The 24,347-nt window shown below is 67.6% G+C and carries 26 protein-coding genes; 21 read left to right on the top strand and 5 right to left on the bottom strand.

What is annotated here, in order from left to right:
* The coding region (locus tag ACFV9G_RS19685) for a hypothetical protein (protein WP_378729211.1) at nucleotides 1-228 on the bottom strand (228 nt) is incomplete at its 3' end.
* On the opposite strand from ACFV9G_RS19685, the gene ACFV9G_RS19680 reads away from it, so the two are divergent.
* Nucleotides 227-640 (top strand): hypothetical protein, encoded by a 414-nt coding sequence (locus tag ACFV9G_RS19680; RefSeq protein ID WP_378729210.1) that lies wholly within the window; start codon nucleotides 227-229, stop codon nucleotides 638-640. The two genes, ACFV9G_RS19685 and ACFV9G_RS19680, sit on opposite strands and share 2 nt — an antisense overlap.
* Nucleotides 641-734: 94 nt before the next feature.
* Here ACFV9G_RS19680 and ACFV9G_RS19675 read toward each other — a convergent pair whose 3' ends face one another.
* Complete coding sequence (locus ACFV9G_RS19675) at nucleotides 735-1,907, bottom strand: lytic transglycosylase domain-containing protein (RefSeq protein ID WP_378729209.1); 1,173 nt, start codon at nucleotides 1,905-1,907, stop codon at nucleotides 735-737.
* 233 nt (nucleotides 1,908-2,140) lie between these two features.
* Between ACFV9G_RS19675 and rplK the strand changes: the two genes are divergently transcribed.
* From rplK to ACFV9G_RS19650, 5 genes are all read left to right on the top strand, one after another.
* On the top strand, nucleotides 2,141-2,569 hold the full coding sequence (gene rplK / locus ACFV9G_RS19670; RefSeq protein WP_045550585.1) for a 50S ribosomal protein L11: 429 nt from the start codon (nucleotides 2,141-2,143) through the stop codon (nucleotides 2,567-2,569).
* Nucleotides 2,570-2,631: 62 nt separating this feature from the next.
* Nucleotides 2,632-3,348, top strand: coding sequence for a 50S ribosomal protein L1 (gene rplA / locus ACFV9G_RS19665; RefSeq protein ID WP_378729208.1), 717 nt, complete (start codon nucleotides 2,632-2,634; stop codon nucleotides 3,346-3,348).
* A gap of 270 nt (nucleotides 3,349-3,618) precedes the next feature.
* Nucleotides 3,619-4,410 carry a transporter substrate-binding domain-containing protein gene (locus ACFV9G_RS19660; RefSeq protein ID WP_378729207.1) on the top strand — a complete coding sequence of 264 codons (792 nt, stop codon included), beginning with the start codon at nucleotides 3,619-3,621 and terminating at the stop codon, nucleotides 4,408-4,410.
* On the top strand, nucleotides 4,407-5,219 hold the full coding sequence (locus ACFV9G_RS19655; RefSeq protein ID WP_378729206.1) for an amino acid ABC transporter permease: 813 nt from the start codon (nucleotides 4,407-4,409) through the stop codon (nucleotides 5,217-5,219). The genes ACFV9G_RS19660 and ACFV9G_RS19655 overlap by 4 nt, the downstream gene beginning before the upstream one ends.
* Nucleotides 5,219-5,974, top strand: coding sequence for an amino acid ABC transporter ATP-binding protein (locus tag ACFV9G_RS19650; RefSeq protein ID WP_378729205.1), 756 nt, complete (start codon nucleotides 5,219-5,221; stop codon nucleotides 5,972-5,974). Before ACFV9G_RS19655 ends, ACFV9G_RS19650 begins: the two co-directional genes overlap by 1 nt.
* 10 nt (nucleotides 5,975-5,984) lie before the next feature.
* On the opposite strand, the gene ACFV9G_RS19645 is transcribed toward ACFV9G_RS19650, so the two are convergent.
* The gene (locus tag ACFV9G_RS19645; protein WP_378729204.1) at nucleotides 5,985-7,109 is read right to left on the bottom strand and encodes an MFS transporter; all 1,125 of its coding nucleotides are present in this window, start codon (nucleotides 7,107-7,109) and stop codon (nucleotides 5,985-5,987) included.
* A 124-nt stretch (nucleotides 7,110-7,233) separates the two neighbouring features.
* Here ACFV9G_RS19645 and ACFV9G_RS19640 point away from each other — a divergent pair, with 124 nt between their 5' ends.
* Complete coding sequence (locus tag ACFV9G_RS19640; protein ID WP_378729203.1) at nucleotides 7,234-7,773, top strand: CGNR zinc finger domain-containing protein; 540 nt, start codon at nucleotides 7,234-7,236, stop codon at nucleotides 7,771-7,773.
* A gap of 56 nt (nucleotides 7,774-7,829) precedes the next feature.
* Nucleotides 7,830-8,540: a maleylpyruvate isomerase family mycothiol-dependent enzyme gene (locus tag ACFV9G_RS19635; RefSeq protein WP_378729202.1), complete on the top strand. Its 711-nt coding sequence runs from the start codon at nucleotides 7,830-7,832 to the stop codon at nucleotides 8,538-8,540.
* On the opposite strand, the gene ACFV9G_RS19630 is transcribed toward ACFV9G_RS19635, so the two are convergent.
* Nucleotides 8,520-9,722: an MFS transporter gene (locus ACFV9G_RS19630; protein WP_378729201.1), complete on the bottom strand. Its 1,203-nt coding sequence runs from the start codon at nucleotides 9,720-9,722 to the stop codon at nucleotides 8,520-8,522. The two genes, ACFV9G_RS19635 and ACFV9G_RS19630, sit on opposite strands and share 21 nt — an antisense overlap.
* 110 nt (nucleotides 9,723-9,832) lie before the next feature.
* A complete protein-coding gene (locus tag ACFV9G_RS19625; protein ID WP_378729200.1) occupies nucleotides 9,833-10,822 on the bottom strand; it encodes an aldo/keto reductase in 990 nt (329 codons plus the stop codon).
* A 243-nt stretch (nucleotides 10,823-11,065) separates the two neighbouring features.
* Between ACFV9G_RS19625 and rplJ the strand changes: the two genes are divergently transcribed.
* The 13 genes from rplJ to ACFV9G_RS19560 all read left to right on the top strand — a co-directional run bounded on the left by rplJ (nucleotide 11,066) and on the right by ACFV9G_RS19560 (nucleotide 24,198).
* Nucleotides 11,066-11,668, top strand: a complete 603-nt coding sequence (rplJ, locus tag ACFV9G_RS19620) for a 50S ribosomal protein L10 (protein ID WP_378729199.1) — start codon at nucleotides 11,066-11,068, stop codon at nucleotides 11,666-11,668.
* 81 nt (nucleotides 11,669-11,749) lie between these two features.
* Nucleotides 11,750-12,136, top strand: a complete 387-nt coding sequence (gene rplL / locus ACFV9G_RS19615; protein WP_179660967.1) for a 50S ribosomal protein L7/L12 — start codon at nucleotides 11,750-11,752, stop codon at nucleotides 12,134-12,136.
* Between the two features lie 392 nt (nucleotides 12,137-12,528).
* Nucleotides 12,529-13,512, top strand: a complete 984-nt coding sequence (locus ACFV9G_RS19610; protein WP_378729198.1) for an ABC transporter ATP-binding protein — start codon at nucleotides 12,529-12,531, stop codon at nucleotides 13,510-13,512.
* Nucleotides 13,512-14,294 (top strand): MlaE family ABC transporter permease, encoded by a 783-nt coding sequence (locus tag ACFV9G_RS19605; protein ID WP_378729197.1) that lies wholly within the window; start codon nucleotides 13,512-13,514, stop codon nucleotides 14,292-14,294. The genes ACFV9G_RS19610 and ACFV9G_RS19605 overlap by 1 nt, the downstream gene beginning before the upstream one ends.
* A 13-nt stretch (nucleotides 14,295-14,307) precedes the next feature.
* On the top strand, nucleotides 14,308-15,135 hold the full coding sequence (locus tag ACFV9G_RS19600) for an MlaE family ABC transporter permease (protein ID WP_378729196.1): 828 nt from the start codon (nucleotides 14,308-14,310) through the stop codon (nucleotides 15,133-15,135).
* A complete protein-coding gene (locus tag ACFV9G_RS19595) occupies nucleotides 15,132-16,493 on the top strand; it encodes an MCE family protein (protein WP_378729195.1) in 1,362 nt (453 codons plus the stop codon). Before ACFV9G_RS19600 ends, ACFV9G_RS19595 begins: the two co-directional genes overlap by 4 nt.
* Nucleotides 16,490-17,542 (top strand): MCE family protein, encoded by a 1,053-nt coding sequence (locus ACFV9G_RS19590; protein WP_378729193.1) that lies wholly within the window; start codon nucleotides 16,490-16,492, stop codon nucleotides 17,540-17,542. Before ACFV9G_RS19595 ends, ACFV9G_RS19590 begins: the two co-directional genes overlap by 4 nt.
* Entirely contained in the window at nucleotides 17,539-18,513 is a 975-nt protein-coding gene (locus ACFV9G_RS19585) for an MCE family protein (protein WP_378729192.1), read from the top strand. Before ACFV9G_RS19590 ends, ACFV9G_RS19585 begins: the two co-directional genes overlap by 4 nt.
* Before the next feature lie 79 nt (nucleotides 18,514-18,592).
* Nucleotides 18,593-19,735: an MCE family protein gene (locus ACFV9G_RS19580; protein ID WP_378729191.1), complete on the top strand. Its 1,143-nt coding sequence runs from the start codon at nucleotides 18,593-18,595 to the stop codon at nucleotides 19,733-19,735.
* Nucleotides 19,735-21,225: an MCE family protein gene (locus ACFV9G_RS19575; RefSeq protein ID WP_378729190.1), complete on the top strand. Its 1,491-nt coding sequence runs from the start codon at nucleotides 19,735-19,737 to the stop codon at nucleotides 21,223-21,225. Before ACFV9G_RS19580 ends, ACFV9G_RS19575 begins: the two co-directional genes overlap by 1 nt.
* Nucleotides 21,222-22,490 (top strand): MCE family protein, encoded by a 1,269-nt coding sequence (locus ACFV9G_RS19570; RefSeq protein ID WP_378729189.1) that lies wholly within the window; start codon nucleotides 21,222-21,224, stop codon nucleotides 22,488-22,490. The genes ACFV9G_RS19575 and ACFV9G_RS19570 overlap by 4 nt, the downstream gene beginning before the upstream one ends.
* 137 nt (nucleotides 22,491-22,627) lie before the next feature.
* Nucleotides 22,628-23,254, top strand: coding sequence for a hypothetical protein (locus ACFV9G_RS19565; protein WP_378729187.1), 627 nt, complete (start codon nucleotides 22,628-22,630; stop codon nucleotides 23,252-23,254).
* A complete protein-coding gene (locus tag ACFV9G_RS19560) occupies nucleotides 23,251-24,198 on the top strand; it encodes a J domain-containing protein (RefSeq protein WP_378729186.1) in 948 nt (315 codons plus the stop codon). Before ACFV9G_RS19565 ends, ACFV9G_RS19560 begins: the two co-directional genes overlap by 4 nt.
* The last annotated feature ends 149 nt before the right edge of the window (nucleotides 24,199-24,347 follow it).

Below are 24,347 nucleotides of genomic sequence, written 5' to 3'. Positions count from 1 at the left end.
CACAAAGCCCGGGCGTTCCGCGATTTCGTACCGGCCGGCTGATTTGCCGATGCGGCGCAGATGAATGCCGTTTAGCCTGCCCGGGATGCTGCCGGGCGGGCTCGTCTCGGGCCAGCCCACCGGTGGCGATCTGTCCCCGATCGATGTCGTCGCCAGATTGAGAGTGAGCCCCACGATGAACGTGCCCATCAGGACTCGGATCGCGGTGTCGTTCGCCGCTGTCGCCATGCCCCTTCTCGCCGCGTGCGGTGCCGGATCGGAGCCGGGCGCAGCCTCATGCCCGGTGGAGGAGGCGGCGGTCAAGACGGCAGAGGCGGCAGTCACGCCGCTGCAGGCCGAGGCCGAGAACGTGGAGGCAGCGCTCGCCAAGGCGTCCGCCGCAGCGGAGAAGGCGGGGGCAGAGGCCGACAAGGTCGGCGAAATGGCTGACGCCGCGACCATGGGCACCAGCGCTGAGGATGCTGCTGCGTTCGCGGACATCATGGCGAAGTCTGCGGAGCTCACCGCGAAGGCTGCCGACCTCACCGCCAAGGAGGCAAAGGCGGAGGCCGCCGTGGCGGCTGCGGAGAAGAAGCTCGACGCCGCCGAAGGTGCGGTGACGAAGGCCGAAGACGCGTTGGCCACCTGTCAAGGAGAGTGATCGCCGGCCGACCCACTCGTCCAGGCCTGGCCACTTCCGTTCATGTGTGTGGAAGTTGCAGGCGGTGAGGGCCGGCGCTCGACCAACGGTCAGGCTACGGCAGCGTCTTGATCAGCCACTCGACGTACCCGGTGATGTCGGTGACGACTCCGGGAGCGGCGGCGTTGGCCTGGGTGACGGTCTTGCCGAGGAGCCGGATGCTGCAGGAGTCGACGGCTCGGTTGGTGTCCCAGCCGGCGGCGAGGTCGGGGAAGCGGGAGGCCAGCTCGGCGCCGCAGATCGCACGTCTCTCGGGGATCGAGGCCCAGCTGCCGTCGTCGGTCGGGGTGGCGCTGGGGCTGGGGCTCGTCGAGGGGCTCGAGCTCGGCTCGCTCGACGGTCGGGCGCCGGCGCTCGGCTTCGGTGTGGTGGCGTGGTGCTTCTTGTTCCCGGGCTTCTTGTCGGCCCGCTTCGTCGCGTTGGGGCCCGGGCGCCCGGACTTGGGCTCGGCGTGCGCGGGCGCGGCGGCGAGCTCGATGTCGTCGCCGCCGTAGGGGCTGTCGGCATAGCCCTTGGCGATCTTCAGGACGGTGGAGACGTACGCCTGGCTGCGGTTGTAGCGGGTGAGCGCGGCCTGCTTCCCCTTGTCGGTGGAGACGTCGTCGTCGCCGGAGCAGAGGTAGACGGCGGCGGCGAGGGCGGCGTCGTCGATGTCCTGCGGGTCGCGTACGCCGTCGCCGTCGCCGTCGACGGCCACCAGGGGCCAGGTCGAGGGGATGAACTGCATCGGGCCGACGGCCCGGTCGCCGCTGGTGAGCTTGTCGACCGCGCCGGCATCGGTGTCGGGCGCCGGGTCGCCGGCGGTGGTGGTCAGCGTCTGGCCGTAGATGGCGGGAGAGGCCTTGCCCGAGTCGTCGAGCCGGCTGCTCTTGAGGCGCCCGTGGTCGGACTCGACCATCCCGACGGCGGCGAGCAGCGTCCAGTCGAGGGCACAGGCCCGGTCGGCGGTGGTGACGACGGCGGCCGCACGCTGGTAGGCGGCCAGCGCCGGCATCGGGATGTCGCTTCCCTGCGCCATCGCGACTGCGATCGTGCCGGTTCGGGCACCCTTGCGGGCTCCTTGTGCGGGCGCGGGCTCGGTGACGCTCGCGGGCTGGTCGATCGCTGACGTCACCAGGGTCTCGCCGCCCGGCAGCGTCACGGGCTGGACCGGATCGAACCCGGCGCCGGTGGCGGCGGCGGTCCACGCCGCCGAGAGCGCTGTCAGCGGCACGAGCGCGGCAAACATGGACAGACGTCGGTTGAACAATTGAGCTCCCTTTGTAAATCCCTGGGGGAGTATGCCAAGAGGAGTGTTGTCCGTCACTCAGGGGGTCTCACTCAGTGGGCCGCCCTGCGCTGATTTCGTGAACCCGCGCGGATCACGGACAATTGACCAGTTGCGAGAGCAACACAGCAGGTGGCAGAGGCCGAACGTACCAGCGGCTTCGTCATGACCACGAGAAGGAAGAGATCTCAAGAATGCCTCCGAAGAAGAAGATCGCAGCGCTCGTCAAGGTGCAGCTGCAGGCCGGCTCCGCGACCCCGGCCCCGCCGGTCGGTACCGCGCTCGGTCCGCACGGCGTCAACATCATGGAGTTCTGCAAGGCGTACAACGCCCAGACCGAGTCCATGCGCGGCAACGTCATCCCCGTCGAGATCACCATCTACGAGGACCGCTCGTTCACCTTCATCACGAAGACCCCGCCGGCCGCTGAGCTGATCAAGAAGGCCGCCGGTCTGAAGAAGGGCTCGTCCGTCCCGCACAAGGACAAGGTCGGCAAGCTGACCAAGGACCAGGTGCGCGAGATCGCGACCACCAAGCTGCCCGACCTCAACGCCAACGACATCGACGCAGCGATGAAGATCGTCGAGGGCACCGCCCGCTCCATGGGCGTCACCACCGACTGATACGTGGGAGAGCCGCGCTGGCTCGCTAACCACATCTCCTCTTAACTACCGAAGGAATCACCATGCAGCGCAGCAAGACCTACCGCGCGGCGTCGGAGACGTTCGACCAGAACGAGCTGTACGCCCCGCTGGCCGCGATCAAGATCGCCAAGTCTTCCAGCAAGAAGAAGTTCGACGAGACCGTTGACGTCGTCATGCGTCTCGGTGTCGACCCCCGTAAGGCCGACCAGATGGTGCGCGGCACCGTCAGCCTGCCCCACGGCACCGGTAAGACGATGCGCGTCATCGTCTTCGCCGCTGCTCCGGACAAGGCCGAGGCCGCTCGCGAGGCCGGCGCGGACGTCGTCGGTGGCGACGAGCTCATCGAGAAGGTCTCCGGCGGATGGCTCGACTTCGACGCCGTCGTCGCGACCCCCGACATGATGGGCAAGGTCGGCCGCCTCGGCCGCGTGCTCGGCCCCCGTGGCCTCATGCCGAACCCGAAGACCGGCACCGTCACCCCGGACCCGGCCAAGGCCGTGACCGACATCAAGGGCGGCAAGATCGACTTCCGGGTCGACCGCCACGCCAACCTTCACTTCATCATCGGCAAGGCCTCCTTCTCCGAGGCCCAGCTCGCCGAGAACTACGCCGCTGCTCTCGAGGAGGTGCTTCGTCTGAAGCCGTCCTCCTCCAAGGGCCGCTACCTGAAGAAGGTCACCGTCTCGACCACCATGGGCCCCGGTGTCCAGGTCGACCCCAACCGCATCAAGAACGTCGCGGGCGAGGACGAGGCCTGAGCCTCTCATGGCGCTTGCGCCGGGAGAACGCGAAGGGATCGAGCGTGACGACTGAGTGAGGTCGAACGGCGAGCTTGCTCGTCCGTTCGCGCCGAGCGAGGGAGTAAGGCGCCCGAAGGGCGCCAGCGCAGCGGCTGAGCTTGCGAAGCCGCGAAGCGGGTCGAGATCCACGCAGCGGTCTGCAGTAGGCGATCCTCATATCGCTCTGATGGCCCGCCACCCCGAGGGGTGGCGGGCCATCGTCGTCCAAAGCGTCGTAGAGTGCCCCGCATGAATCTGCGGAAGTTCGCTGCTGTCCTGACCGTTCCTGCCCTGGGGCTGGCGCTCGCCGCCTGCGGTGGCGGCGACGAGGGTGGCACTTCGACGTCGGGTGCGAAGCTGGTCAAGGCCGACACCCTGACCATCTGCACGCACCTTCCCTACAAGCCGTTCGAGTTCAACGAGGGCGGCGAGGTCGTCGGCTTCGACATCGACGTGCTCAAGATCGCGGCCGATGCTGAGAAGCTCGAGACCGAGGTCGTCAACATCGGCTGGGAGACCATCGTCTCCGGTGAGGCCCTCAACTCCGGCAAGTGTGACGTCGCCGCCGGCGCGATGACGATCACCGAGGAGCGGGAGGGGGTCATGGACTTCTCCGAGCCCTACTTCGAGGCGACCCAGGCCCTGATGACCAAGAAGGGCGCGGGCTACGCCTCGCTCGACGACCTCGGCGGCAAGACCATCGCGGTCCAGGAGGCGACGACGGGCGCCGACTACGTCAAGGAGAACGCTCCCGATGACGCCAAGATCATCACGCTCGAGGACTCTGCGCTGATGATGCAGGCGGTCAAGTCCGGCAAGGCCGACGCCGGCGTCAACGACAACGGTCTTCTCTACGACTTCGTCAAGGAGAACACCGACATGGAGATCACCAGTGAGTTCCAGACCGGTGAGGCGTACGGCTTCTCGGTGAAGAAGAACGGCAACGACAAGCTGATCGAGGTGCTCAACAAGGGCATCAACGACAAGGCCGCCTACGACGAGGTCTACAAGAAGTGGTTCGGGGAGGCTGCCGCCCAGTGACGGGCACGGCAGTAGTTCCCAAGAAGCGGATGTCGCCGCGCAAGCGCGCGGCGCTCGTCCGATACATCCAGTACGCCGTGCTGGTGCTGCTGGTCGTGGTCCTGGCCCTGGTCGCGGACTGGGGTGAGATCAGGCGCGCGTTCTTCGACCTGGACATCGCGCGGGCACAGTTCCCCGATGTCATCGTGATCGCTCTCAAGAACACGGTCATCTACACCGCGTGCGGCTTCGCCTTCGGACTCGCGCTCGGCCTGGTCCTGGCGCTGATGCGGCTCTCGAGCGTCGGTCCGTACCGGTGGATCTCGACCGGCATCATCGAGCTCTTCCGCGGGCTGCCGGCGCTGGTCGTGTTCCTGGTGCTCGGACTCGGACTCTCGCTGGCCTTCGGAGTCCAGCTCTCCAACCTCGCCACCGTCACTCTGGCGCTGGGTCTGGTCGGCGGCGCTTACATGGCCGAGACGATCCGGGCCGGCATCCAGGCGGTGCCGAAGGGTCAGTACGAGGCAGCGCGCACGCTGGGCATGACGCACACGCGAGCGATGGTCACCATCGTGCTCCCGCAGGCGTTCCGGGTGATCCTGCCCCCGCTGACCAACGAGCTGATCCTGCTCACCAAGGACTCCTCGCTGGTCTACATCCTCGGGTTGTCGCTGGACGAGTACGAGCTCACCGCCTTCGGTCGCGAGGCGATGAACGCCAACGCCAACCTGACCCCGATGGTCACCATCGCGCTGTGCTACCTGCTGATCACGGTGCCGCTCTCGATCGTCGTACGCCGCATGGAAGCCAAGTCCGGGAAGGCCCGCTGATGACCCAGACGACCTCCGATCGTGGCGCCGCCGCGATCGACGTACAACAGCTGCACAAGTACTTCGGCGACAACGAGGTGCTCAAGGGCATCGACTTCCACATCGGCCGGGGCGAGGTCGTCTGCGTGGTCGGGCCGTCCGGGTCCGGCAAGTCGACGCTGCTGCGCTGCGTGAACATGCTCGAGGAGCCGACCAGCGGCACGATCCTGGTCGAGGGCGAGGAGATCACGGATCCGGACGCCGACGTCGACGCGTTGCGCGCCAGGATCGGGATGGTCTTCCAGCAGTTCAACCTGTTCCCGCACATGACCGTGCTGCGCAACCTGACGGTCGCTCAGGAGAAGGTGCTCAAGCGCGGTAAGGCCGAGTCGCTGGAGATCGCTCGGGCCAACCTGGAGAAGGTCGGGCTCTCGGACAAGGCCGACGCCTACCCGGCCCACCTCTCCGGTGGCCAGCAGCAGCGCGTCGCCATCGCTCGGGCGCTGTCGATGAACCCCGACATGATGCTCTTCGACGAGCCGACCTCCGCGCTGGACCCGGAGCTCGTCGGCGATGTTCTGGCCGTCATGAAGGACCTGGCCGCCGAGGGTATGACCATGATGGTGGTGACTCACGAGATGGGCTTCGCCCGTGAGGTCGCCGACAAGGTCGTCTTCATGGACGGCGGTGTGATCGTCGAGGAGGGCCTCCCGGCCGACGTCCTCGGCAACCCCCAGCACGAGCGCACCCGAGCGTTTCTCTCCCGGGTGCTCTGAGGCGTGATGTTCACCGAGGTACCGCGGTGTACATCACGCGCGCCACGGGTGCGGTGACCATGGCCAGCGCGAGGCAGAGAACCGCGCCGGTGAGCCAGACCGTCGGCACCCCGTGCGACAACAGGCCGGTCGCCAGCATCGGCCCGATCGTCTGCGCGATCCCCCAACAGGTCCCGTACGCCGCCAGGTAGCCCGCCCGCGAGCCGTCGGTCGCCGCCAGGCCGGCCACGAGCGCGATCGGTGGCCCCAGGAGGAGGACCTCGCCGAGGGCCACGATCGCGGAGCCGAGTGCGAGGAGTGGCAGCGGTGCTGCGTACGCGATGACGGCGAAGCCGACAGGCATCAGGACCAGGCCCGCGCGGATGAGCGTGAAGGGTCGGGCGGCGGCGCCCCGGAGCAGGCGCTGGCCGGCGATCGTGACGAGCGCGGCGACCACGAGCAGCCAGCCGGTGGCCGCGGCGTCGTGCCCGCGGGCGGAGACGGTCAGCGGGAGCGCGATCGTGCTCAGGATCCAGGCGGTGGCGAACCCGGTACCGAGCGCAAGCATCGTCATCAGCCGGCGGTCGCGCCACGGGCTCGGTCCGGACCGCTGCCGGCCCTCGCCCCGGGTCGTGGTGTCGCGTACGAGCGCGAGGACGAGCCCCGCGGCGCACAGGCACGTGACCGCGTCGGCGACGAAGAGCAGGCGCAGGTCGATGCCGCCCACGAGGGCGGCCACTGCTCCTGCCGCGACACCGGCGACAGCCATGGCGGCGCCATAGAGTCCGTACGCCTCCGGCCGCCGCTCGACATCCACCGACTCCGCGATCAGCGCCTGGGACGCGGGTTCGTAGATCTCGTACGCCAACCCGAGCAGCGTGGCGCCGATCAGTGCCCCGGCGATCCCTGACGACGCGGCGATGACCAACTGGGCCACCGCACAGGCGACGAGGCCCGCGACGATGGTCGGCCGGCGACCCACCGTGTCGGCCATCCAGCCGCCGAGCAGCCTCGAGGGGATGGTGGCGACACCGAAGGCCGTCACCACGGCGCCGGCCGTGGCGAGCGAGGCCCCGTGCACCTCGACCAGGGCGACCGCCATGAAGGCCATGGCGAAGGAACCCAGCCGGTTCACCGCCCGGGCGATGACCAACACGACAAGGGATCGCGGCCACCGCGTGCCTCGGTGACTGGTCAATGGTTGAATGACGGTCATGCCTGAGACGGTAGGACCTGAGTTCGTGACTGGTCAAATACATTTCGACAGTCACGTGCATACCGTGACCGAGCAGGCGTGCAAGCTCGTCAACGCCTTGACCCCGGGGCATGACGGCACCCGCCCGGTGCAGCCGCCTCCCTCCGGCCGGCGAGCGGGGGTCGTCGGCGACCTGCTCGCCCGTCCCGACTACCAGCCCCAGGTCGTGGAGGCCGATGCCGACGGGATGGTCGCGCTCGCCGAGTCCCTGCGCGTCGTGTTCGAGGCGGCGGCTGGTGGCGACCTCGACACCGCCGCGACCGCGGTCAACGCGCTCATGCGTGAGATGGGCTCGGTCCCGCAGCTCGACCGGGCCCGAGGGGGAGGCTGGGCGCTGCACTTCCATGGACGCGATCCCGGCCTCGTCATCGGTTGGGGCGCGGGAATCGCCGCGGGCCTCGCGCTGGCGATCGGCTCCGACCTGGCCGGCCGTCTCGGCGTCTGCCAGGCCGACCCGTGCGACCGGGTCTTCGTCGACACCTCCAAGAACGCCGGCCGCCGGTTCTGCTCCACCCGCTGCCAAAGTCGGGTGAAGGCGGCTGCCCACCGCGCCCGCCAGAAGTAGTCCAGGGCGGCCTGGTCCTGCTGAGACCGACCTTCGCGGTCGGTAGGGTCTGCGACGTGCCGACGCCTGATGACTACCTCGTGACCCTCGGTGTGCTGCAGGGCGAGTTCGCGGCCGCGCTGAGGCAGGCCGACCCGGACGTGCCGGTTCCGTCCTGCGACGACTGGTCGGTAGGGGACCTGGCCGACCATCTGGCGGGGGTGCACCACTGGGCGGCGGCGATGGCGCGCGACGAGGACGAGGAGCCGCTGCCGGTCCCGTTGGACCTGGTCGCGGCCTACGAGGAGCAGGCGGGCGAGCTGCGCGAGACGCTCTCGACGCTGGGGCCCGAGGCGACCGGCCGGATCCTCAACGGGTTGACCGAGGACGGCCGAGGGCCGGTCTCGTTCTGGTTCCGGCGTCAGGTGCACGAGACCCTGATCCACCTCTGGGACATCCGGGCTGCGCTCGGGCTCGACGCACCCGAGGCGACCCCGGAGCTCTGGGCCGACACGGTCGACGAGGTGCTGACCGTGATGTACCCCCGCCAGATAGCCCTGAAGCGCACGCGAAAGGTCGTCACCCGCATCGAGCTGACCGCGACCGACATCGACCGCACCTGGGCGATCGGGGCTCCGAACGCGGTGCAGAAGGTGTCCGTCACCGGATCCGCCCACGACCTGGCGCTCCTGCTCTGGGGTCGTACGTCGCCCCGGACCGGCGAGCTGACGGTCACCGGTGACGAGGCAGCCCTGGCCGAAGCGCTCTCACGCGCGATCGTGCCCTAGGCGAGCGCGGTCGGCGCGGCCGATCCAGTAGCCGACCCAGACTGTCCCGGCGAGCGAGAAGAGCCCGAGCGCGACCGGCGCGGCGGCGATCGAGAAGACCGCGGCCAGACCGGAGACCAGGAGCGGTCCGCCGGTGCCGCCCAGGTCGCCGCACAGCCGCCAGCCGCCGAGGAACTGGGCGCGTCCGTCCTCAGGTGCGGCATCGGCGCCGAGCGTCATCACGATCCCCGAGCCGAGGCCGTTTCCGATGGCGATCAGCGCCATCACCGCGCCCAGGCTGAGCGCGTCGTGGGTGAGGGGAAGCAGCAGACAGCCGAGGCCGACGGCGAGCACCACCGGGATCGCCACGACCTGACGCCCGCGGTGGTCGAGCAGCCACCCGCCGGGGAGAGTGAGGGCGATGTCGACCAGAGCCGCCCCGGCGAAGAGCAGCGAGACCACCGAGGCCTCGAGGTGGATGTGGTCGGCCCAGAGCGGCAGCAGCCCGGTGCGTACGGACCGCGAGATCCCGATGATCACGACCGCCACCCCCAGGGTGGCGAAGGTCCGGCGGTAGGTCCACAGCACGCTGCGTACGCTCAGATGCCCCTGCTCGCGCGAGCGGGTGTGGCCGAGCTCGGGCATCCAGCCGCCGATCACCGCCGAGCACAGCGACATCGCGGCGGCGAACAGGAAGACGACGGGGAGTCCGAAAGCGTGGATGAGACCGGCGCCGAGCAGCGGTCCGACGAAGACCCCGAGCCGGAACGACCCGCCCAGCAGCGACATCGCCCGCGCCCGGTGGGAGGGCGGGGTCGCGTCGATGAGGAAGCCCTGCCGCGCGATCAGGAACGCCGTCCAGCTCATCCCGCTCACGAACACGGCGATGGCGAGTACGGCGACCGAGCTGCTGAGGAACGCCACGGTCATCGCGACCGCGTCGAGGGCTCCGGCGCCCATCAGCGTCCGTCGCTCGCCGATCCGCGCCACCAGCGACCCGGCCGGCAACGAGGTGGCCAGCGACCCGATCCCGAGCAGCGCGACGACGAACGCCGCCATGGACGCGTCCGCGCCCAGGTCGGAGGCCCGAAGCGCCAGGACCGGCATCACCGCACCGTGCCCCATGGAGCTGACGATCGAGGGCGCGTACGCCACCAGCGCGATGTCTCGGAACCGGAACTCCGTCGTCGTCTCCGTCGTCACCCCTTTACTCTGCCCGATTCATTACCAAGGCTCACTATTTGTACGCCGTGCGAGACGACCGGAGCGCCGAGACGTCTCGGCCGGCCGGGGTGACGCCTCGGCGAGGGGTGTCACCAGCGCGGGTGGACGGCCTCGCGGAAGTGGGTGTCGTAGATCTGACGTACGCCGGAGAGCAGCGCATCGGAGAGCGCAGGCAGCGAGCCGGCGGCGGAGTTGGCGTGGGCCTGGGCCGTGTTGCGGGCGCCGGGGATGACGGTGGTGACGCCGGGCTGCTGGGCGACCCAGGCGAGGGCGACCTGGGCGGGGGTGGCGCCGGCGGGGCCGTGCGAGGCGACCAGGGCGGCGAACTCCTGGGCGGCCTCGACCCCGGTGGCGTAGTCGACGCCGGAGAAGGTCTCGCCGACGTCGAAGGCCTCGCCGTGGCGGTTGTAGGTGCGGTGGTCGTCGGCGGCGAAGGTCGTCGACTCCGAGTAGCGCCCCGACAGCAGCCCGGAGGCGAGCGGCACCCGCGCGATGATCCCGACACCGGCCTCCGCGGCCGCCGGAAGCACGAGATCCAGGGGCTTGAGCCGGAACGCGTTCAGGATGATCTGGACGGAGGCCACGTGGGGCCTGGCGATCGCGGCCAGCGCCTGGTCACAGGTCTCCACGCTGACGCCGTACGCAGCGATCACCCCTTCCGAGACCAGGGTGTCCAGCGCGTCATAGGTGGCCGCGGACTCGATCGTCTCCGACGGCGGGCAGTGCAGCTGCACGAGGTCGATGGTGTCGACCCCGAGGTTGGTGCGCGAGCGGTCCAGCCATTCGCGGAAGGCAGCCAGGGTGTAGTTGGCGGGCACCTGGTCCACCCGGCGCCCCATCTTCGTCGCGACGAAGATGCCGTCGTGCGACCGCAGGAACCGACCGATCACCTGCTCGCTCCGGCCGTCCCCATAGACGTCGGCGGTGTCGAGGAAGGTCACCCCGTCGCTCACCGCGGCCTCGAGCACCGCCAGCGCATCGGACTCGCTGACCTCGCCCCAGTCGGCGCCGAGCTGCCAGGTGCCGAGACCGATGACGGACGCCGAGCGCCCGATCCTTCCGAAGGTGTGGCTCTCCATGCCGCCAAGGTACTGCCCGCCGATTTGGCGGCACCCTGCGGCGTACGCATAATTGTTGTCTGAAACCAGAGACCGCCGGTTGTCAGGTGCGCATGCACTCGATCGAAGGTTCCGCAGGATGCGGACGGCCAGCGTAGGTGAAGAGCACGACGAGAACGTACGTCACGCCCTGAGCCTGCGCTCGGGGCGTTTGTCATTCAGGGCCCCTCGCCGGTGGGATCGATTCCCGGAAGAAGGAGACCCATGGCGCGGGCTGACAAGCAGGCTGCCGTCGCGGAGATCGCTGACGAGTTCAGCGCCTCCAGCGGTGCCGTGCTGACCGAGTACCGTGGTCTCACCGTGGGCGAGCTGAAGACTCTTCGCCGCTCGCTCGGTGAGAACGCAAACTACGCCGTGGTCAAGAACACGCTGGCCAAGATCGCTGCCTCCCAGAGCGGCATCGAAGGCTTCGACGACCTGTTGACCGGCCCGACCGCGATCGCCTTCATCAAGGGTGACGTCGTCGAGGCGGCCAAGGGTCTGCGTGACTTTGCCAAGGCCAACCCCAACCTTGTCATCAAGGGCGGGTACCTCGACGGCAAGGCCATCGACGCTGCTGAGGTTGGCAAGCTTGCCGACCTCGAGTCGCGCGAGGTCCTGCTCGCCAAGCTTGCCGGCGCGTTCACCGCAACGCTGTCGCAGGCGCTCTACGCCTTCAACGCTCTGCCCTCGAAGACCGCGCAGCTCGCTGCCGCTCTCGAGGCCAAGGCCGCGGAGGACCCCTCGATCCTCGCAGGTGGTGCTGGTACGCCGGCCGCCGCCGAGGAGGCCCCGGCTGCTGAGGCCGAGGCGACCGCCGAGGCCTGAGAAGGCTTCGGTCCACACCACCTGTAACCCGGTCCCCGGCGGGCGAAACGCCGGGATGCCACCACGAAAGGAAATGCCATCATGGCGAAGCTCACCACCGCCGAGCTGCTCGACGCTTTCAAGGAGCTCACCCTCATCGAGCTCTCCGAGTTCGTGAAGGAGTTCGAGGAGACCTTCGGCGTCACCGCCGCTGCTCCGGTTGCCGTCGCCGCCGCTGGCGCCCCGGGCGCCCCGGCCGCCGCCGCTGAGGAGGCCAAGGACGAGTTCGACGTCATCCTCGAGGCCGCTGGCGACAAGAAGATCAACGTCATCAAGGAGGTGCGCGCCCTGACCTCCCTCGGCCTGAAGGAGGCCAAGGAGCTCGTCGAGGGTGCCCCCAAGGCTGTCCTCGAGGCCGCCAACAAGGAGACCGCTGACAAGGCGAAGGAGGCCCTCGAGGCCGCCGGCGCCACGGTCACCGTCAAGTGATCTGAGGGCTTCGGCCCTCGAGAGCCCGGGTTCGGCGGATTCCGCCGGGCCCGGGCTTTCTACATCGCGGACACAGTTCCGCAACAGATCGGTCAGACTGCAGCGCAGCAGTGCGATCATTCGAGCCGCGGGTTGCTACTCCCGAGTAGCCACTCGCGGTTTGTTTCGTTATCTTGAACACACACCGGGCGTGAAGGGTCGCAATCCGACCGTCGACGTGTTGGCTGGGGGAGTTCGTCTCGGGTGGTGATCACCGTCATCGTTCGCAGGCCACTATGGTTTACAAAAGTGTGACGCGTGTCGCAGGAAGTGCGTAACCCCCGTCACATTTCGCCGTTGGGCAGTAGGGGACTTGAGGGAGACCCCCGCGAACAGGAAGGGAGCCGGCCCGGATGGGTGTAGACGTAAAGATCGAAGGGCTGACCAAGAGCTTTGGTAAGCAGCTCATCTGGAGAGATGTCTCGTTGACCCTGCCTGCGGGCGAGATCAGCGTGATGCTGGGGCCGTCCGGCACGGGCAAGTCGGTGCTTCTCAAGACACTGATCGGTCTGATCAAGCCCGATCAGGGCTCTGTGGTCATCGAGGGTGTCGACATCGCCAGCTGCTCGGAGCGAGACCTCTACGAGGTGCGCAAGCTGTTCGGCGTGCTGTTCCAGGACGGCGCCATGTTCGGTTCGATGGATCTGTTCGACAATGTCGCGTTCCCGCTTCGTGAGCACACGAAGAAGAGCGAGTCCGAGATCCGCAACATCGTCATGGAGAAGATGGACCTGGTCGGTCTGATCGGCGCGGAGAACAAGCTCCCCGGTGAGATCTCCGGCGGTATGCGCAAGCGCGCCGGTCTGGCGCGTGCTCTGGTCCTCGACCCCGAGATCCTGCTGATCGACGAGCCCGACTCGGGCCTGGACCCGGTGCGTACGGCGTTCATCAACCAGCTCTTCATCGACCTGAACGCGCAGATCGACGCGACGTTCCTGATCGTGACCCACGACATCAACTCGACGCGTACGGTCCCGGACAACATCGGCCTGCTCTACCACAAGCACCTGGCGATGTACGGGCCCCGCGAGATGCTGCTGAGCTCCGAGGAGCCGGTGGTGCGGCAGTTCCTCAACGCCCAGACGATCGGCCCGATCGGGATGTCGGAGGAGAAGGACGCCGACGAGCTGGCCGCCGAGAAGGACATGGGTCTGCCGCCGTTGCCGCCGATCCCGATGCAGCTCGAGCCGTCCAACGGCATTCCGCGCAAGTACCAGCGTCCGCCGGGCGCCTGGTGCCGAGAGAACGGTGTCACCCCGCCGCCGGGATCGTTCAGGGCAGATGCAGCCATGGCCCCTGGCGGAGTGAAAGCAGACCCCGCAGAGGCTCCTCACTGATGTCATCTCTGACCGCCGCCAGGGTCCTGAAGCCGATCGGGACCGCTGGCTCACTCTTCGCGTTCGGTCTGGACGTGGGGCGAGCCGTGTTTCGGCGCCCCTTCCAGTTCCGAGAGTTCATCCAGCAGGCGTGGTTCATCGCGTCGGTGACGATCGTCCCGACCGCGCTGGTCGCGATCCCCTTCGGTGCGGTCATCGCGCTGCAGGTCGGTGGACTCGTCGTCCAGTTCGGTGCGCAGTCCTTCGTCGGATCGGCCGCGGTCCTCGCGGTCGTCCAGCAGGCTGCCCCGATCGCGACCGCGCTGCTGGTCGCGGGTGCCGGTGGTTCGGCGATCGCCGCCGACCTCGGTGCCCGGAAGATCCGTGAAGAGCTCGACGCGATGATGGTTCTGGGCATCGACCCGATCCAGCGTCTGGTGGTCCCGCGTGTACTCGCCGCGATGATGATCGCGGTCTTCCTCAACGGTCTGGTCTCGATCGTCGGCGTCATGGGCGGCTACGTCTTCAACGTCATCATCCAGGGCGGCACCCCGGGTGCCTACCTGGCCAGCTTCACCGCACTGGCCCAGATGGCCGACCTCTGGCAGGGCCTGGCGAAGGCGCTCATCTTCGGTCTCATCGCGGCGATCGTGGCTTCGTACAAGGGCATGAACGCGGGTGGCGGTCCGAAGGGCGTCGGTGACGCCGTGAACGAGTCGGTCGTCATCACCTTCCTGCTGCTGTTCATCGTCAACTTCGTGATGTCTGCGATCTTCCTGCAGATCGTCCCGAGCAAGACCTGAGGAGGCGAGACGGATGGCAAACATCAAGGCGATCTACCAGAAGCCTGCCAAGAGCCTCGACCACCTCGGTGACGAGCTCGGCTTCTACCTGCGCGCGATCGCGTGGTCCCCACGCACCCTGACGCGCTACAAGAAGGAGATCCTCCGGATCCTCGCCGAGGTCACCCTCGGCTCCGGCGCGCTGGCCGTCATCGGCGGCACCGTCGGCGTGATCCTGGCGATGACCTTCTTCACCGGTGCCCAGGTCGGGCTCTCCGGCTACACCGCCCTCGACCAGCTCGGCACGAGCGCGTTCTCCGGCTTCGTGTCGGCCTACTTCAACACCCGCGAGATCGCGCCCCTGGTCGCCGGTATCGCGCTCGCCGCGACGGTCGGCTGCGGGTTCACCGCCCAGCTCGGCGCGATGCGGATCTCGGAGGAGGTCGACGCGCTCGAGGTGATGGCGATCCCGTCGCTGCCGTTCCTGGTGACCACCCGGATCATCGGCGGCCTGATCGCGATCGTGCCGCTCTACGTGGTCGGTCTGCTCTCCTCCTACGTCGCCACCCGGTTCACCGTGACGCTCTTCTACGGGCAGAGCGCCGGGACGTACGACCACTACTTCAACACCTTCCTGCCGCCCGGCGACGTGCTGTGGTCCTTCGGCAAGGTGCTGATCTTCTCGGTCGTGGTGATCCTGATCCACTGCTACCACGGCTACAACGCCTCAGGCGGCCCCGCAGGGGTCGGTGTCGCGGTCGGTAAGGCGGTGCGTACGAGCATCGTCGCCGTCTCCGTGCTCGACCTGATGCTCTCGATGGCGATCTGGGGCAGCACGACGACGGTGAGGTTGGCGGGATGACTCAGACACTCACTCGTGACGAGATCCATCACGACCTGCCCACGCCTCACAAGCGGAGCGCCGTGGCGCTCGCCTGGGGCAGGCAGAAGGGCAAGATCCTCGGGATCGTCTTCCTCGCCCTGGTCCTCGCCGCGCTGGTCCTGACCTGGGCCCAGTTCACCAACAGGTTCGCCCAGTTCGAGACGATCACCCTGAAGGCCGACCGGATCGGTCTGCAGCTTCCCGAGCGTGCCGACGTCAAGGTCCGTGGCCTGATCGTCGGCGAGGTCCTCGACATGAAGCCGACTGACGAGGGCGCTGAGCTGACCCTGGGCCTGTTCCCCGAGGAGATCAGCAAGGTCCACCCGGACGTGACCGGCGCGATCCTCCCCAAGACCCTCTTCGGCCAGAAGTACGTCTCGCTGATCCCGCCCGACACCGACTTCACCACGTCGATCCAGCCGGGTGCCGTCATCAAGAAGACCAAGATGGCCACCGAGGTCCAGGCCGTGCTGCGTGATCTCTACCCGCTGCTGCGCACGATCCAGCCGGCCGACCTCAACAACACGCTCAACGCGCTGGCCACCGCGCTCGAGGGCCGTGGCGAGAAGCTCGGCGAGTCGCTCGACACCCTCGACTCCTACCTGAAGCGGCTGAACCCCGAGATTCCGGCGCTGATCGAGGACCTCGAGCTCGCCACGGAGGTCTCCGGGACCTACCAGGCCGTGCTTCCGGAGATCGGTCAGATCCTGCGCAACACCATCGTCACCGCGACCACCCTCGAGGACCGCGAGGCGCAGCTCAACACGATGCTGACCGACGTCACCGCGTTCTCGAACACCGCCGACGACTTCCTCGACAAGAACGGCGACACGCTGATCCAGGTCGGCGAGGTCGGCCGGCCGGTCACCCAGGCGCTGGCGCGCTACGCTCCGATGCTGCCGTGCCTCATCGGCGGCATGGTCGTCCTGACCGACGAGTTCACCGAGGTGTTCCGCAACTACACCGTCCACATCACGCTGGAGACCCTGCCGCACCAGGCGCGGGCCTACACGACCGCCGACAAGCCGCGCTACGGCGAGGACAGCGGTCCCAACTGCGGCGAGCTCCCGAACGCCTCGTGGAACCAGAAGAAGCCGTTCGCGCCATTTCCCAATAAGAACGACGGTGTCGACGAGCCCACCGGAAAGGGCGTCATGCGCTCCGCCACCGGGACGACCGGCTACTCGGCCCTGTCCTATGTCGGTACGTCGGCAGAGGCCGATGTCATCAACGAGCTGTTCGCCCCGGGGCTGGGCATGAGCGCGGACGAGGTCCCCGACCTCGGCGCCGCACTCCTCGGTCCGGCCGCGCGTGGAGCGGAGGTGAGCTACGAATGAGCGCCGTGAAGCTCTTCGACGCCAAGACCTTCCAGGACTTCTGGAAGCTGATCGTCTTCGTGATCGTCACGACGCTGGCCACCGGCCTGCTCGCGATCACGATCGGCAACGTCACGTTCGGCAAGACTGATGAGTACAAGGCTGTCTTCACCGACGTCACCGGTGTGAACAAGGGCGACGACGTACGCATCGCCGGGGTCAAGGTCGGCTCGGTCAAGGGCATCGACATCTCGGAGGATGCCCGCAGCGCGGTGGTCACCTTCACGGTCGACAGCGCGCAGCAGATCGCGACCACGACCGAGGCGACGATCAAATACCGCAACCTGATCGGCCAGCGCTACCTCGCGCTGACCAACCAGCTGGTGGGGGACGCGTCGGCGATGCAGGAGGGGCAGACCATCCCGGTCGGGCAGACCCATCCGGCGCTCGACCTGACGGTGCTCTTCAACGGGTTCAAGCCCCTCTTCCAGGCGCTGTCGCCCAACGACGTCAACACCCTCTCCTACGAGATCGTCCAGGTCTTCCAGGGCGAGGGCGGCACGCTGGAGAGCCTGCTGTCCCACACCGCCTCGCTGACCTCGACGCTGGCCGAGAAGGACCAGGTCATCAACGCCCTGATCGACAACCTCACCGAGGTGCTCGAGCACGTGGGTGACCGCGAGAACGAGCTCTCCAGCCTGATCGTGACCTTCCGTGACTTCGTCGGCGGTCTCAACAAGGACCGTGAGGCGATCCTGGGGTCGCTCGACCAGATCTCGGCACTCTCCGTCGAGACCGCCGACCTGGTGCACGAGACCAAGGACCCGCTCCTGGACGACCTGCGCGAGGCCCGGGAGTTCTCCGACAAGGTGGCCGAGGACAAGCGCCAGCTCGACGATGCCCTCGAGCTCCAGCCGATCAAGCTGGACAAGATCGGCGCGACGGCCAGCTACGGCGGTTGGTTCAACTTCTACCTGTGCGGCTTGCGCGGCACGATCCGTGACCCCGAGGGCAAGGACTTGGACATCCCGCTCTATTCGCCCGGCCAGTCGAGGTGCAATCTCGGATGATCCCTTTCCGCGAACGTAACCCCGTCAAGATCGGCGCCGTCTCGATCGCCGTCCTCGCCATGCTGATGGTGATGGCGTTCAAGGCCGACAGCCTGCCGCTGATCGGCGGCGGCACCACCTACTACGCCAACTTCTCCGAGGCCGGTGGCCTGAAGACCGGGGACGAGGTCCGGGTGGCCGGTGTCCGAGTCGGCAAGGTCAACTCGATCGAGCTCGACGGCAACCAGGTCAAGGTCGGCTTCAAGATCCGTCAGAAGGTCAACTTCGGTGAGAGCTCCGGTGCCGGCGTACGAGTGAAGACGCTGCTCGGCGACATGTTCCTCGAGCTGCAGCCGGCCGGCGAGGGCCAGATGAAGGCGGGCGCCACCATCCCGGTGGACCGCACGGAGTCTCCCTACGACGTGGTCGAGGCCTTCGAGGGCCTGGCCGACACCTCGGCCAACATCGACAAGGACCAGCTCGCCGCTGCGCTCACCACGCTCGCCGACCTGACCCGGTCGACCCCGGAGGAGTTCCAGGCCGCCCTCACCGGCGTCTCGGACCTCTCCCGCAACCTGGCGGCCAAGGACGAGCGCATCGACTCGCTGCTCACCCAGCTCGACCGGGTGACCAAGGTGCTCGACGAGCGCGACGAGGACCTGATCACGCTGATGAACAACGCCAACCAGCTCTTCGCGGCGCTGGTCGAGCGGCGTGAGGCGGTGCACAACCTGCTCATCTCCACCCAGCAGCTCTCCAAGGAGCTCTCTCAGCTGGTCGACGACAGCCGCGCCGACCTGAAGCCCGCGCTGGAGAGCCTCGACGTGATCCTCGACGTGTTCACGAAGAACGAGGAGAACCTCGAGAAGTCCCTGAAGCTGATGGCGCCGTTCTACAAGGTCTTCAACAACACCCTCGGCAACGGCCCCTGGTGGGACACCTACATCCAGAACATGCCTCCTGTTCCGTCTCTTACCGGGGGGACCTCATGAGCGAGCGCCAGCGAGTGAACATGAAAATCTGCACGCCGCCGCGGCCGTATTCTGGCGCCTGCGCTACGGGGGTGGCGGCGTGAACAAGTTCATCGTTCCGATCGTGATCGGTGCCCTCGTCCTCGGCGTCGGCGCGTGGGCCCTGGTCCGCGACACCGGCGAGAAGACGCTCGTGGCGCACTTCCCACGCACCGTCTCCGTCTACGAGGGCAGCGACCTGCGCGTGCTCGGCGTCGCCGTCGGCAAGGTCACCGCGGTCGAGCCGAACGGCACCGACGTCAAGGTCACCCTGGAATACAAGGGCGACGTCGCCCTGCCCGCGGATGCCAAGGCCGTCATCATCTCGCCGTCGATCGTCGGCGACCGCTACGTCCAGGTCACGCCCGCCTACGACGGCGGCAAGAAGCTGGCCGACGGCGCGGTGCTGAGCACCGACAAGACCTCGGTCCCGGTGGAGCTCGACCAGATCTACTCCAGCGTCGACGACCTGGTGGTCGCGCTCGGTCCCGACGGCGCCAACAAGAACGGCGCCCTCACCGACCTGCTCCAGCAGACCGCGAAGAACCTCGGCGGCGAGGGCGAGAAGATCAACTCGACGATCGGTGACCTCGGCAAGCTGACCAAGACGCTCGACAACCGCGACGAGCAGTTCTTCGACTCCGCCGAGCAGCTCGAGGGCTTCATCGGCACGCTGTCCGAGAACGACCAGACCGTACGCGACTTCGCCCAGGCCCTCGCCGAGGTCTCCTCGATGCTCGAGGGTGAGCGCGAAGAGCTCGCCGCGTCGATGAAGAACCTCTCGGTGGCGTTGACCAAGGTGACCACCTTCGTCAAGGAGAACAAGTCGATCCTGAAGGAGGACATCCAGAGCCTCAACAGGATCGGCAAGGTGCTGGTGCGTCAGCGCGAAGCGCTCAACGAGAGCCTCGAGACGGCCCCGCTGGCGCTCAACAACCTGGGTCTCGCCTACAACCCCGAGACCGGCACGCTCGACACCAACGCCAACATCACCATGATCCTCGACGAGATCATCCAGAACCCGGCCTCGTTCCTGTGCAGTCTCGTGGACCAGGCCACCGACGGGAGCAGCGCGAAGCTCTGCTCCCAGATCCGGCAGCTCCCGGGTCTCAACCGCTCTGCCGCGATCGGACCCGGCACCGGATCCTCCTTCGGAGTTCCCTACGACATGTCGCTCGGCGGCCTCGTGGAGGTGCAGGAATGATGACGACCATGAAGCGTGCCGTCCAGACGCTCGTCGGTGTGATCGTCGGCGCCCTGATGCTGACCGGATGTGGCACCTTCTCCGTCTACGACCTGCCGCTCCCGGGCGGTGTGGACGCCGGAGACGACGCGATCTCGGTCACGGCCCAGTTCCAGGACGCCCTCGACCTGGTGCCGCAGTCGACCGTCAAGCTCGAGGACATCGACGTCGGCAAGATCAACAAGATCTGGCTCGACGACGGGGTAGCCACCGTCGAGATGCTGCTGAAGAAGGATGTCGAGCTCCCGGCCAACGCACGGGCGTCGATCCAGCAGACCTCCCTGCTCGGCGAGAAGTTCGTCGCGCTGGAGCGGCCGGCGGAGCCGGAGGCGACCAAGCTCACCGACGGTGCGACCATCCCGCTGGCGCAGACCGGCCGCAACCCGGAGATCGAAGAGGTCTTCAGCGCGCTGAGCCTGCTGCTCAACGGTGGTGGCGTCGCCCAGCTCAAGACGATCTCGACCGAGCTCAACAAGGCGCTCGCCGGCCGCGAGGACTCCGCCCGATCCGTGTTCCATCAGGTCGAGGAGCTGGCTCGCGAGCTCGACGACAACAAGCAGAAGATCGTCGACGCCATCGAGGCGCTCGACGCGCTCGCGAAGGCGACCAACGCGCAGATGGGTTCCATCGACGCCGCTCTCGACGAGCTGCCCTCGGCGCTCAAGAGCCTCGACGGCCAGCGCGCCGACCTGGTCAAGATGCTCAAGGCGCTGGATCGTCTCGGCGACACCGGCGTGCGCGTCATCAGGGCCTCCAAGGACAACACGATCGGCATCGTGAAGGACCTCAAGCCGCTCCTCTCGAACCTGGCCGACTCGGGCGACGACTTCGTCAAGGCGATGAACACGATCCTGACCTACCCGTTCGTCGACCAGGCGGTCGGTGGCTCGCCGCAGGCCGCGCGCAACCTGCACATGGGTGACTTCGTCAACCTCGACGTCACCGTCGACCTCAACCTCGACACTCTGCTCGACAACGCCCCTGACCTCCCGGCGACCGTGTGCTGGGCGAAGGACCAGGTCGTCGACAAGCTGCTGGGGCTGAAGGGCCAGCCCCTGCTGGACGGGCTCAACCAAGCGGTCAAGAAGGTCTGCGACGGCGCGTTCGCGAAGGCCCTCTCCAACTGTCAGGAAGCGTTCACCTCGGGGCTCGCCGGGAAGGGCACGCTCGGTGCGCTGCCGAAGGCGTGCCTGGCCGACACCTTGAGCGGCCTCGTCGACACCCTGGGCGACCTGCTCAACCTCAACCTCACCCCGAACACCAGCAGCGGGACCTCCGGCAACGACGGCTCGGGCTGCGTACTGCTCCTCTTCTGTCGGGCCGGGGCCGCCCCGGGGACGCACGCGGTGAGCTACGACGAGCTGAGCAAGGAGCTCGACCCAGGACTGACCGCCATGTTGATCTCAGGACTGAGCACCTCGAGCAACACTCATGAGGAGGGCGTCTCATGATCACCCGCCGTACGAAGATGCAGCTGATGATCTTCTTGCTGATCACCCTCGTCGGGGTCAGTTTCGTCGGTGCGCGCTACGCCCGCCTGGGGTCCCTGTTCGTCAAGGACCACTACGTCGTGGTGGCCCACTTCGCGCAGTCCGGCGGGATCTACGAGGACGCCGAGGTCGACTACCGCGGCGTCAAGATCGGCCAGGTCGGTGAGCTGGTGCTCAACCGCAGCGGCGTCGACGTGACCCTCAAGATCGACAAGTCGTGGAAGGACAAGATCCCGGCCGACAGCCTCGCCGTGGTCGGCAACCGCTCCGCCGTCGGTGAGCAGTACGTCGAGCTGCAGCCGCAGTCCAAGGGCGGGCCCTACCTCGAGGAGGGCTCCGAGATCGCCCGCGCCGCCACGACCACGCCGCTACCGACCGAGAAGCTCCTCGAGGACGTCACCACCACGGTGAACTCGGTCGACCAGCAGGCGCTCACGACGACCGTCGACGAGCTCGGCAAGGGGTTCGCCGGCACCGGTCAGGACCTGCAGACCATCATCGACACCGGCACTGCCTTCGTGGAGACGGCCGACCAGAACTTCGGGCTCACCACGGACCTGATCCGGGACAGCAACACGGTGCTCCAGACCCAGCTCGACAGCACCTCGGCGATCAAGTCGTTCGCCAACGACCTGGAGCTGTTCACCGGCACCCTGGCCGGCTCCAACAAGGACCTGATCAAGCTGATCGAGGCCGGCTCGGCCAGCTCGGTCGAGTTGCGGCAGTTCCTGGAGCAGAACGACGTGGACATCAGCGAGCTCCTCAACGAGGTGCTGGTGACCGGCAAGGTCGTCCGGAAGAACCTGCCCGGCGTCAAGCACCTGCTCTCGATCTTCCCGACCGTGGTCGAGGGCAGCTTCGCAGTCGTCGACGTCGGCCACCCGGGCCTGGCCCAGGCCCACTTCGGACTGGCCCTGACCGCCCAGACGCCCTGCAAGAAGGGTTACGAGAGCACGAAGAAGCGCAGCCCGCTGGACCTGGAGAGCCGTCCGTTCAACACCGAGGTCTCCTGCACCGAGGACCCGTCGAAGTCCAACCCGCGTGGCTCCAGCCAGATCCCGCGCGCCGCTGTCGGCGCGACGACCTCGGCGGCGAGCTTCGACCCGGAGACCGGCGAGCTCACCTGGAACCAGTCCGATGACACCACCGTGTCGACCGCGGCTCCTTCCTCCTACGGCGACGACGCCTGGAAGTGGCTCTACCTGCAGCCGATGGAGACTGAGTAGCCCGCCCACCCGAACCTACGCAGCCGATCGGGATCGGGGTCTCGGAACGCTGCCGCATCGACCGTGTCGCCCGCAGCGTACGGTGATGACGCTTGGAAATGGCTCCTGGAGCCGCTGACCACAGAGAGTGATCCGCTTTGAGCACCACAACCGACCCCGGCCCTGACACGGGCACCGAGACCGACCAGGCAACGCCCCAACGGGGCGCGCTGCTCCGCATCGGCGTCCTGGTCCTGCTGATCGCGATCGTCCTCGCGGCGGCCGGCTACATCGGCTGGCAGCTGACCCGCGGGGCCGAGGACTCGGTGGTGACCCAGCGGGAGCAGGCGATGTCGGCGGCCGACAAGTTCGTCGAGCAGGTCAACACCTACGGCCCCGACGACGTCGGCAGCGACAAGAAGACGATGCCGGAGTATCGCTCGCGGGTCGGTGAGCTGCTCACCCCGAAGTTCGAGAAGGAGTTCCTCGGCAACGTCGCCTTCGCCGAGGCCACCGTCGTCCAGACCAGCGTCGACCGCACCGTCGACGTGCACAGCGCCGCCGTCGCGGGTCTCGACGAGGACAGCGCGACCGTGCTGGTCGTGGCCGAGATCGCGATCAGCTATCCGAAGTCCGAGGGCTCCGAGGAGCGGGTCGACGCGGCCCGCCAGCTCTCCCGCACCGAGGTCGAGCTGATCAAGCAGGACGGGAAGTGGCTCGTCGACGACTGGTACCCCGCCGAAGAGACACCGACCGCCGAGAGCAGCGAAGGGGCGACCCCATGAGTTCCGCGATGACCAGCCCGACCTGGTACGACCTGCTCGACGTCGAGCCCGATGCCACCACCGACGAGATCCGAGCGGCCTGGAAGGCCGCGATCGCCGACCTGGACCCCACCGACCGCCGCTTCCGCACGCGCAACGAGGCCGCTGCCGTCCTGCTGGACGAGCAGAAGCGGGCTGCGTACGACGCGGAACTGGCGACGCAGCAGGCTGAGTCCGACGAGGCCGAATCCGAGGACGAGGCCGGGGATGCCGCGGCCGAGGCGACGCCGGCTGTCGAGGACGAGGAACCCGGCGACGAGCCTGTCGGCGACACCGACGAGGCCGACGAGGCCGACGAGGCTGCTGTGGAGGAGGTCGGCGGACGTACGCTGCCGCTGCTCCCGACCTGGAGCCTGGTGGCGGCGGGGGTCCTGGCCCTGGCCGCGGTCGTCGGGGCCGGTGTGGTCTTCTTCGGGCAGGAGAAGGTGACGACCGTCGCCAACAACAACGTCACCACCAGCGTCGTCGAGGGGGCGGTGGGCAAGGAGATCAGCCGCAACCACAAGCTGCTCGTCGAGGAGCACGGGGCAGCGGCGCTGGAGGCGGCCAAGAAGGCGGCCGTGCCGCTGCTCTCCTACGACTACAGCAAGATGGATGAGTCGCAGGCCGCGGCGCACGAGGTGATGACCTCGAGCGAGAAGAAGGACTACGACCGCATCTTCGCCGTGCTCGTCGACAACGTTCCCGAGACCAAGACCGTGGTGAAGACGCTGAAGCCGGTCGACGCCGGCGTCATCCGGGTCTCCGAGGACGCGGTGCAGGTGCTGGTGCTGGTCGACCGTCAGGTCACGAACGCTCAGCAGACGACGCCCATCGGCTATCAGGAGTACGCCATGCTCACCATGGCCAAGGTCGGCGACGAGTGGCTGGTCGACAAGCTCGAGACGCAGCCCAGCAAGGACTAGGACCGGTCAGGACCGGGTCCCCCAGGCTTTGCGCTACCTGTCAAGTGATTGGAATAACATTTCCGTGAGTCGGACCGATTGGCGCGGATGCTTGACCCGGGGTGCCGATGGGGCGCATGATCATCCGCGATGCTCGACAATGGCACTGC

The organism is Nocardioides sp. NPDC059952 (assembly GCF_042730435.1).
In the GTDB taxonomy this organism is placed as follows: domain Bacteria; phylum Actinomycetota; class Actinomycetes; order Propionibacteriales; family Nocardioidaceae; genus Nocardioides.
Note: the sequence above shows the minus strand (reverse complement) of the source record. Positions and strands in the feature narration are given on the sequence as shown.

Excerpts from the sequence above, each read along its gene's own strand:
- ACFV9G_RS19680 (WP_378729210.1), top strand. The coding sequence starts at position 227 with ATGCCCCTTCTCGCCGCGTGCGGTGCCGGATCGGAGCCGGGCGCAGCC.
- ACFV9G_RS19675 (WP_378729209.1), bottom strand. The coding sequence starts at position 1,907 with ATGTTTGCCGCGCTCGTGCCGCTGACAGCGCTCTCGGCGGCGTGGACC.
- rplK (WP_045550585.1), top strand. The coding sequence starts at position 2,141 with ATGCCTCCGAAGAAGAAGATCGCAGCGCTCGTCAAGGTGCAGCTGCAG.
- rplA (WP_378729208.1), top strand. The coding sequence starts at position 2,632 with ATGCAGCGCAGCAAGACCTACCGCGCGGCGTCGGAGACGTTCGACCAG.
- ACFV9G_RS19660 (WP_378729207.1), top strand. The coding sequence starts at position 3,619 with ATGAATCTGCGGAAGTTCGCTGCTGTCCTGACCGTTCCTGCCCTGGGG.
- ACFV9G_RS19650 (WP_378729205.1), top strand. The coding sequence starts at position 5,219 with ATGACCCAGACGACCTCCGATCGTGGCGCCGCCGCGATCGACGTACAA.
- ACFV9G_RS19625 (WP_378729200.1), bottom strand. The coding sequence starts at position 10,822 with ATGGAGAGCCACACCTTCGGAAGGATCGGGCGCTCGGCGTCCGTCATC.
- rplJ (WP_378729199.1), top strand. The coding sequence starts at position 11,066 with ATGGCGCGGGCTGACAAGCAGGCTGCCGTCGCGGAGATCGCTGACGAG.
- rplL (WP_179660967.1), top strand. The coding sequence starts at position 11,750 with ATGGCGAAGCTCACCACCGCCGAGCTGCTCGACGCTTTCAAGGAGCTC.
- ACFV9G_RS19610 (WP_378729198.1), top strand. The coding sequence starts at position 12,529 with ATGGGTGTAGACGTAAAGATCGAAGGGCTGACCAAGAGCTTTGGTAAG.
- ACFV9G_RS19605 (WP_378729197.1), top strand. The coding sequence starts at position 13,512 with ATGTCATCTCTGACCGCCGCCAGGGTCCTGAAGCCGATCGGGACCGCT.
- ACFV9G_RS19600 (WP_378729196.1), top strand. The coding sequence starts at position 14,308 with ATGGCAAACATCAAGGCGATCTACCAGAAGCCTGCCAAGAGCCTCGAC.
- ACFV9G_RS19595 (WP_378729195.1), top strand. The coding sequence starts at position 15,132 with ATGACTCAGACACTCACTCGTGACGAGATCCATCACGACCTGCCCACG.
- ACFV9G_RS19590 (WP_378729193.1), top strand. The coding sequence starts at position 16,490 with ATGAGCGCCGTGAAGCTCTTCGACGCCAAGACCTTCCAGGACTTCTGG.
- ACFV9G_RS19585 (WP_378729192.1), top strand. The coding sequence starts at position 17,539 with ATGATCCCTTTCCGCGAACGTAACCCCGTCAAGATCGGCGCCGTCTCG.
- ACFV9G_RS19575 (WP_378729190.1), top strand. The coding sequence starts at position 19,735 with ATGACGACCATGAAGCGTGCCGTCCAGACGCTCGTCGGTGTGATCGTC.
- ACFV9G_RS19570 (WP_378729189.1), top strand. The coding sequence starts at position 21,222 with ATGATCACCCGCCGTACGAAGATGCAGCTGATGATCTTCTTGCTGATC.
- ACFV9G_RS19560 (WP_378729186.1), top strand. The coding sequence starts at position 23,251 with ATGAGTTCCGCGATGACCAGCCCGACCTGGTACGACCTGCTCGACGTC.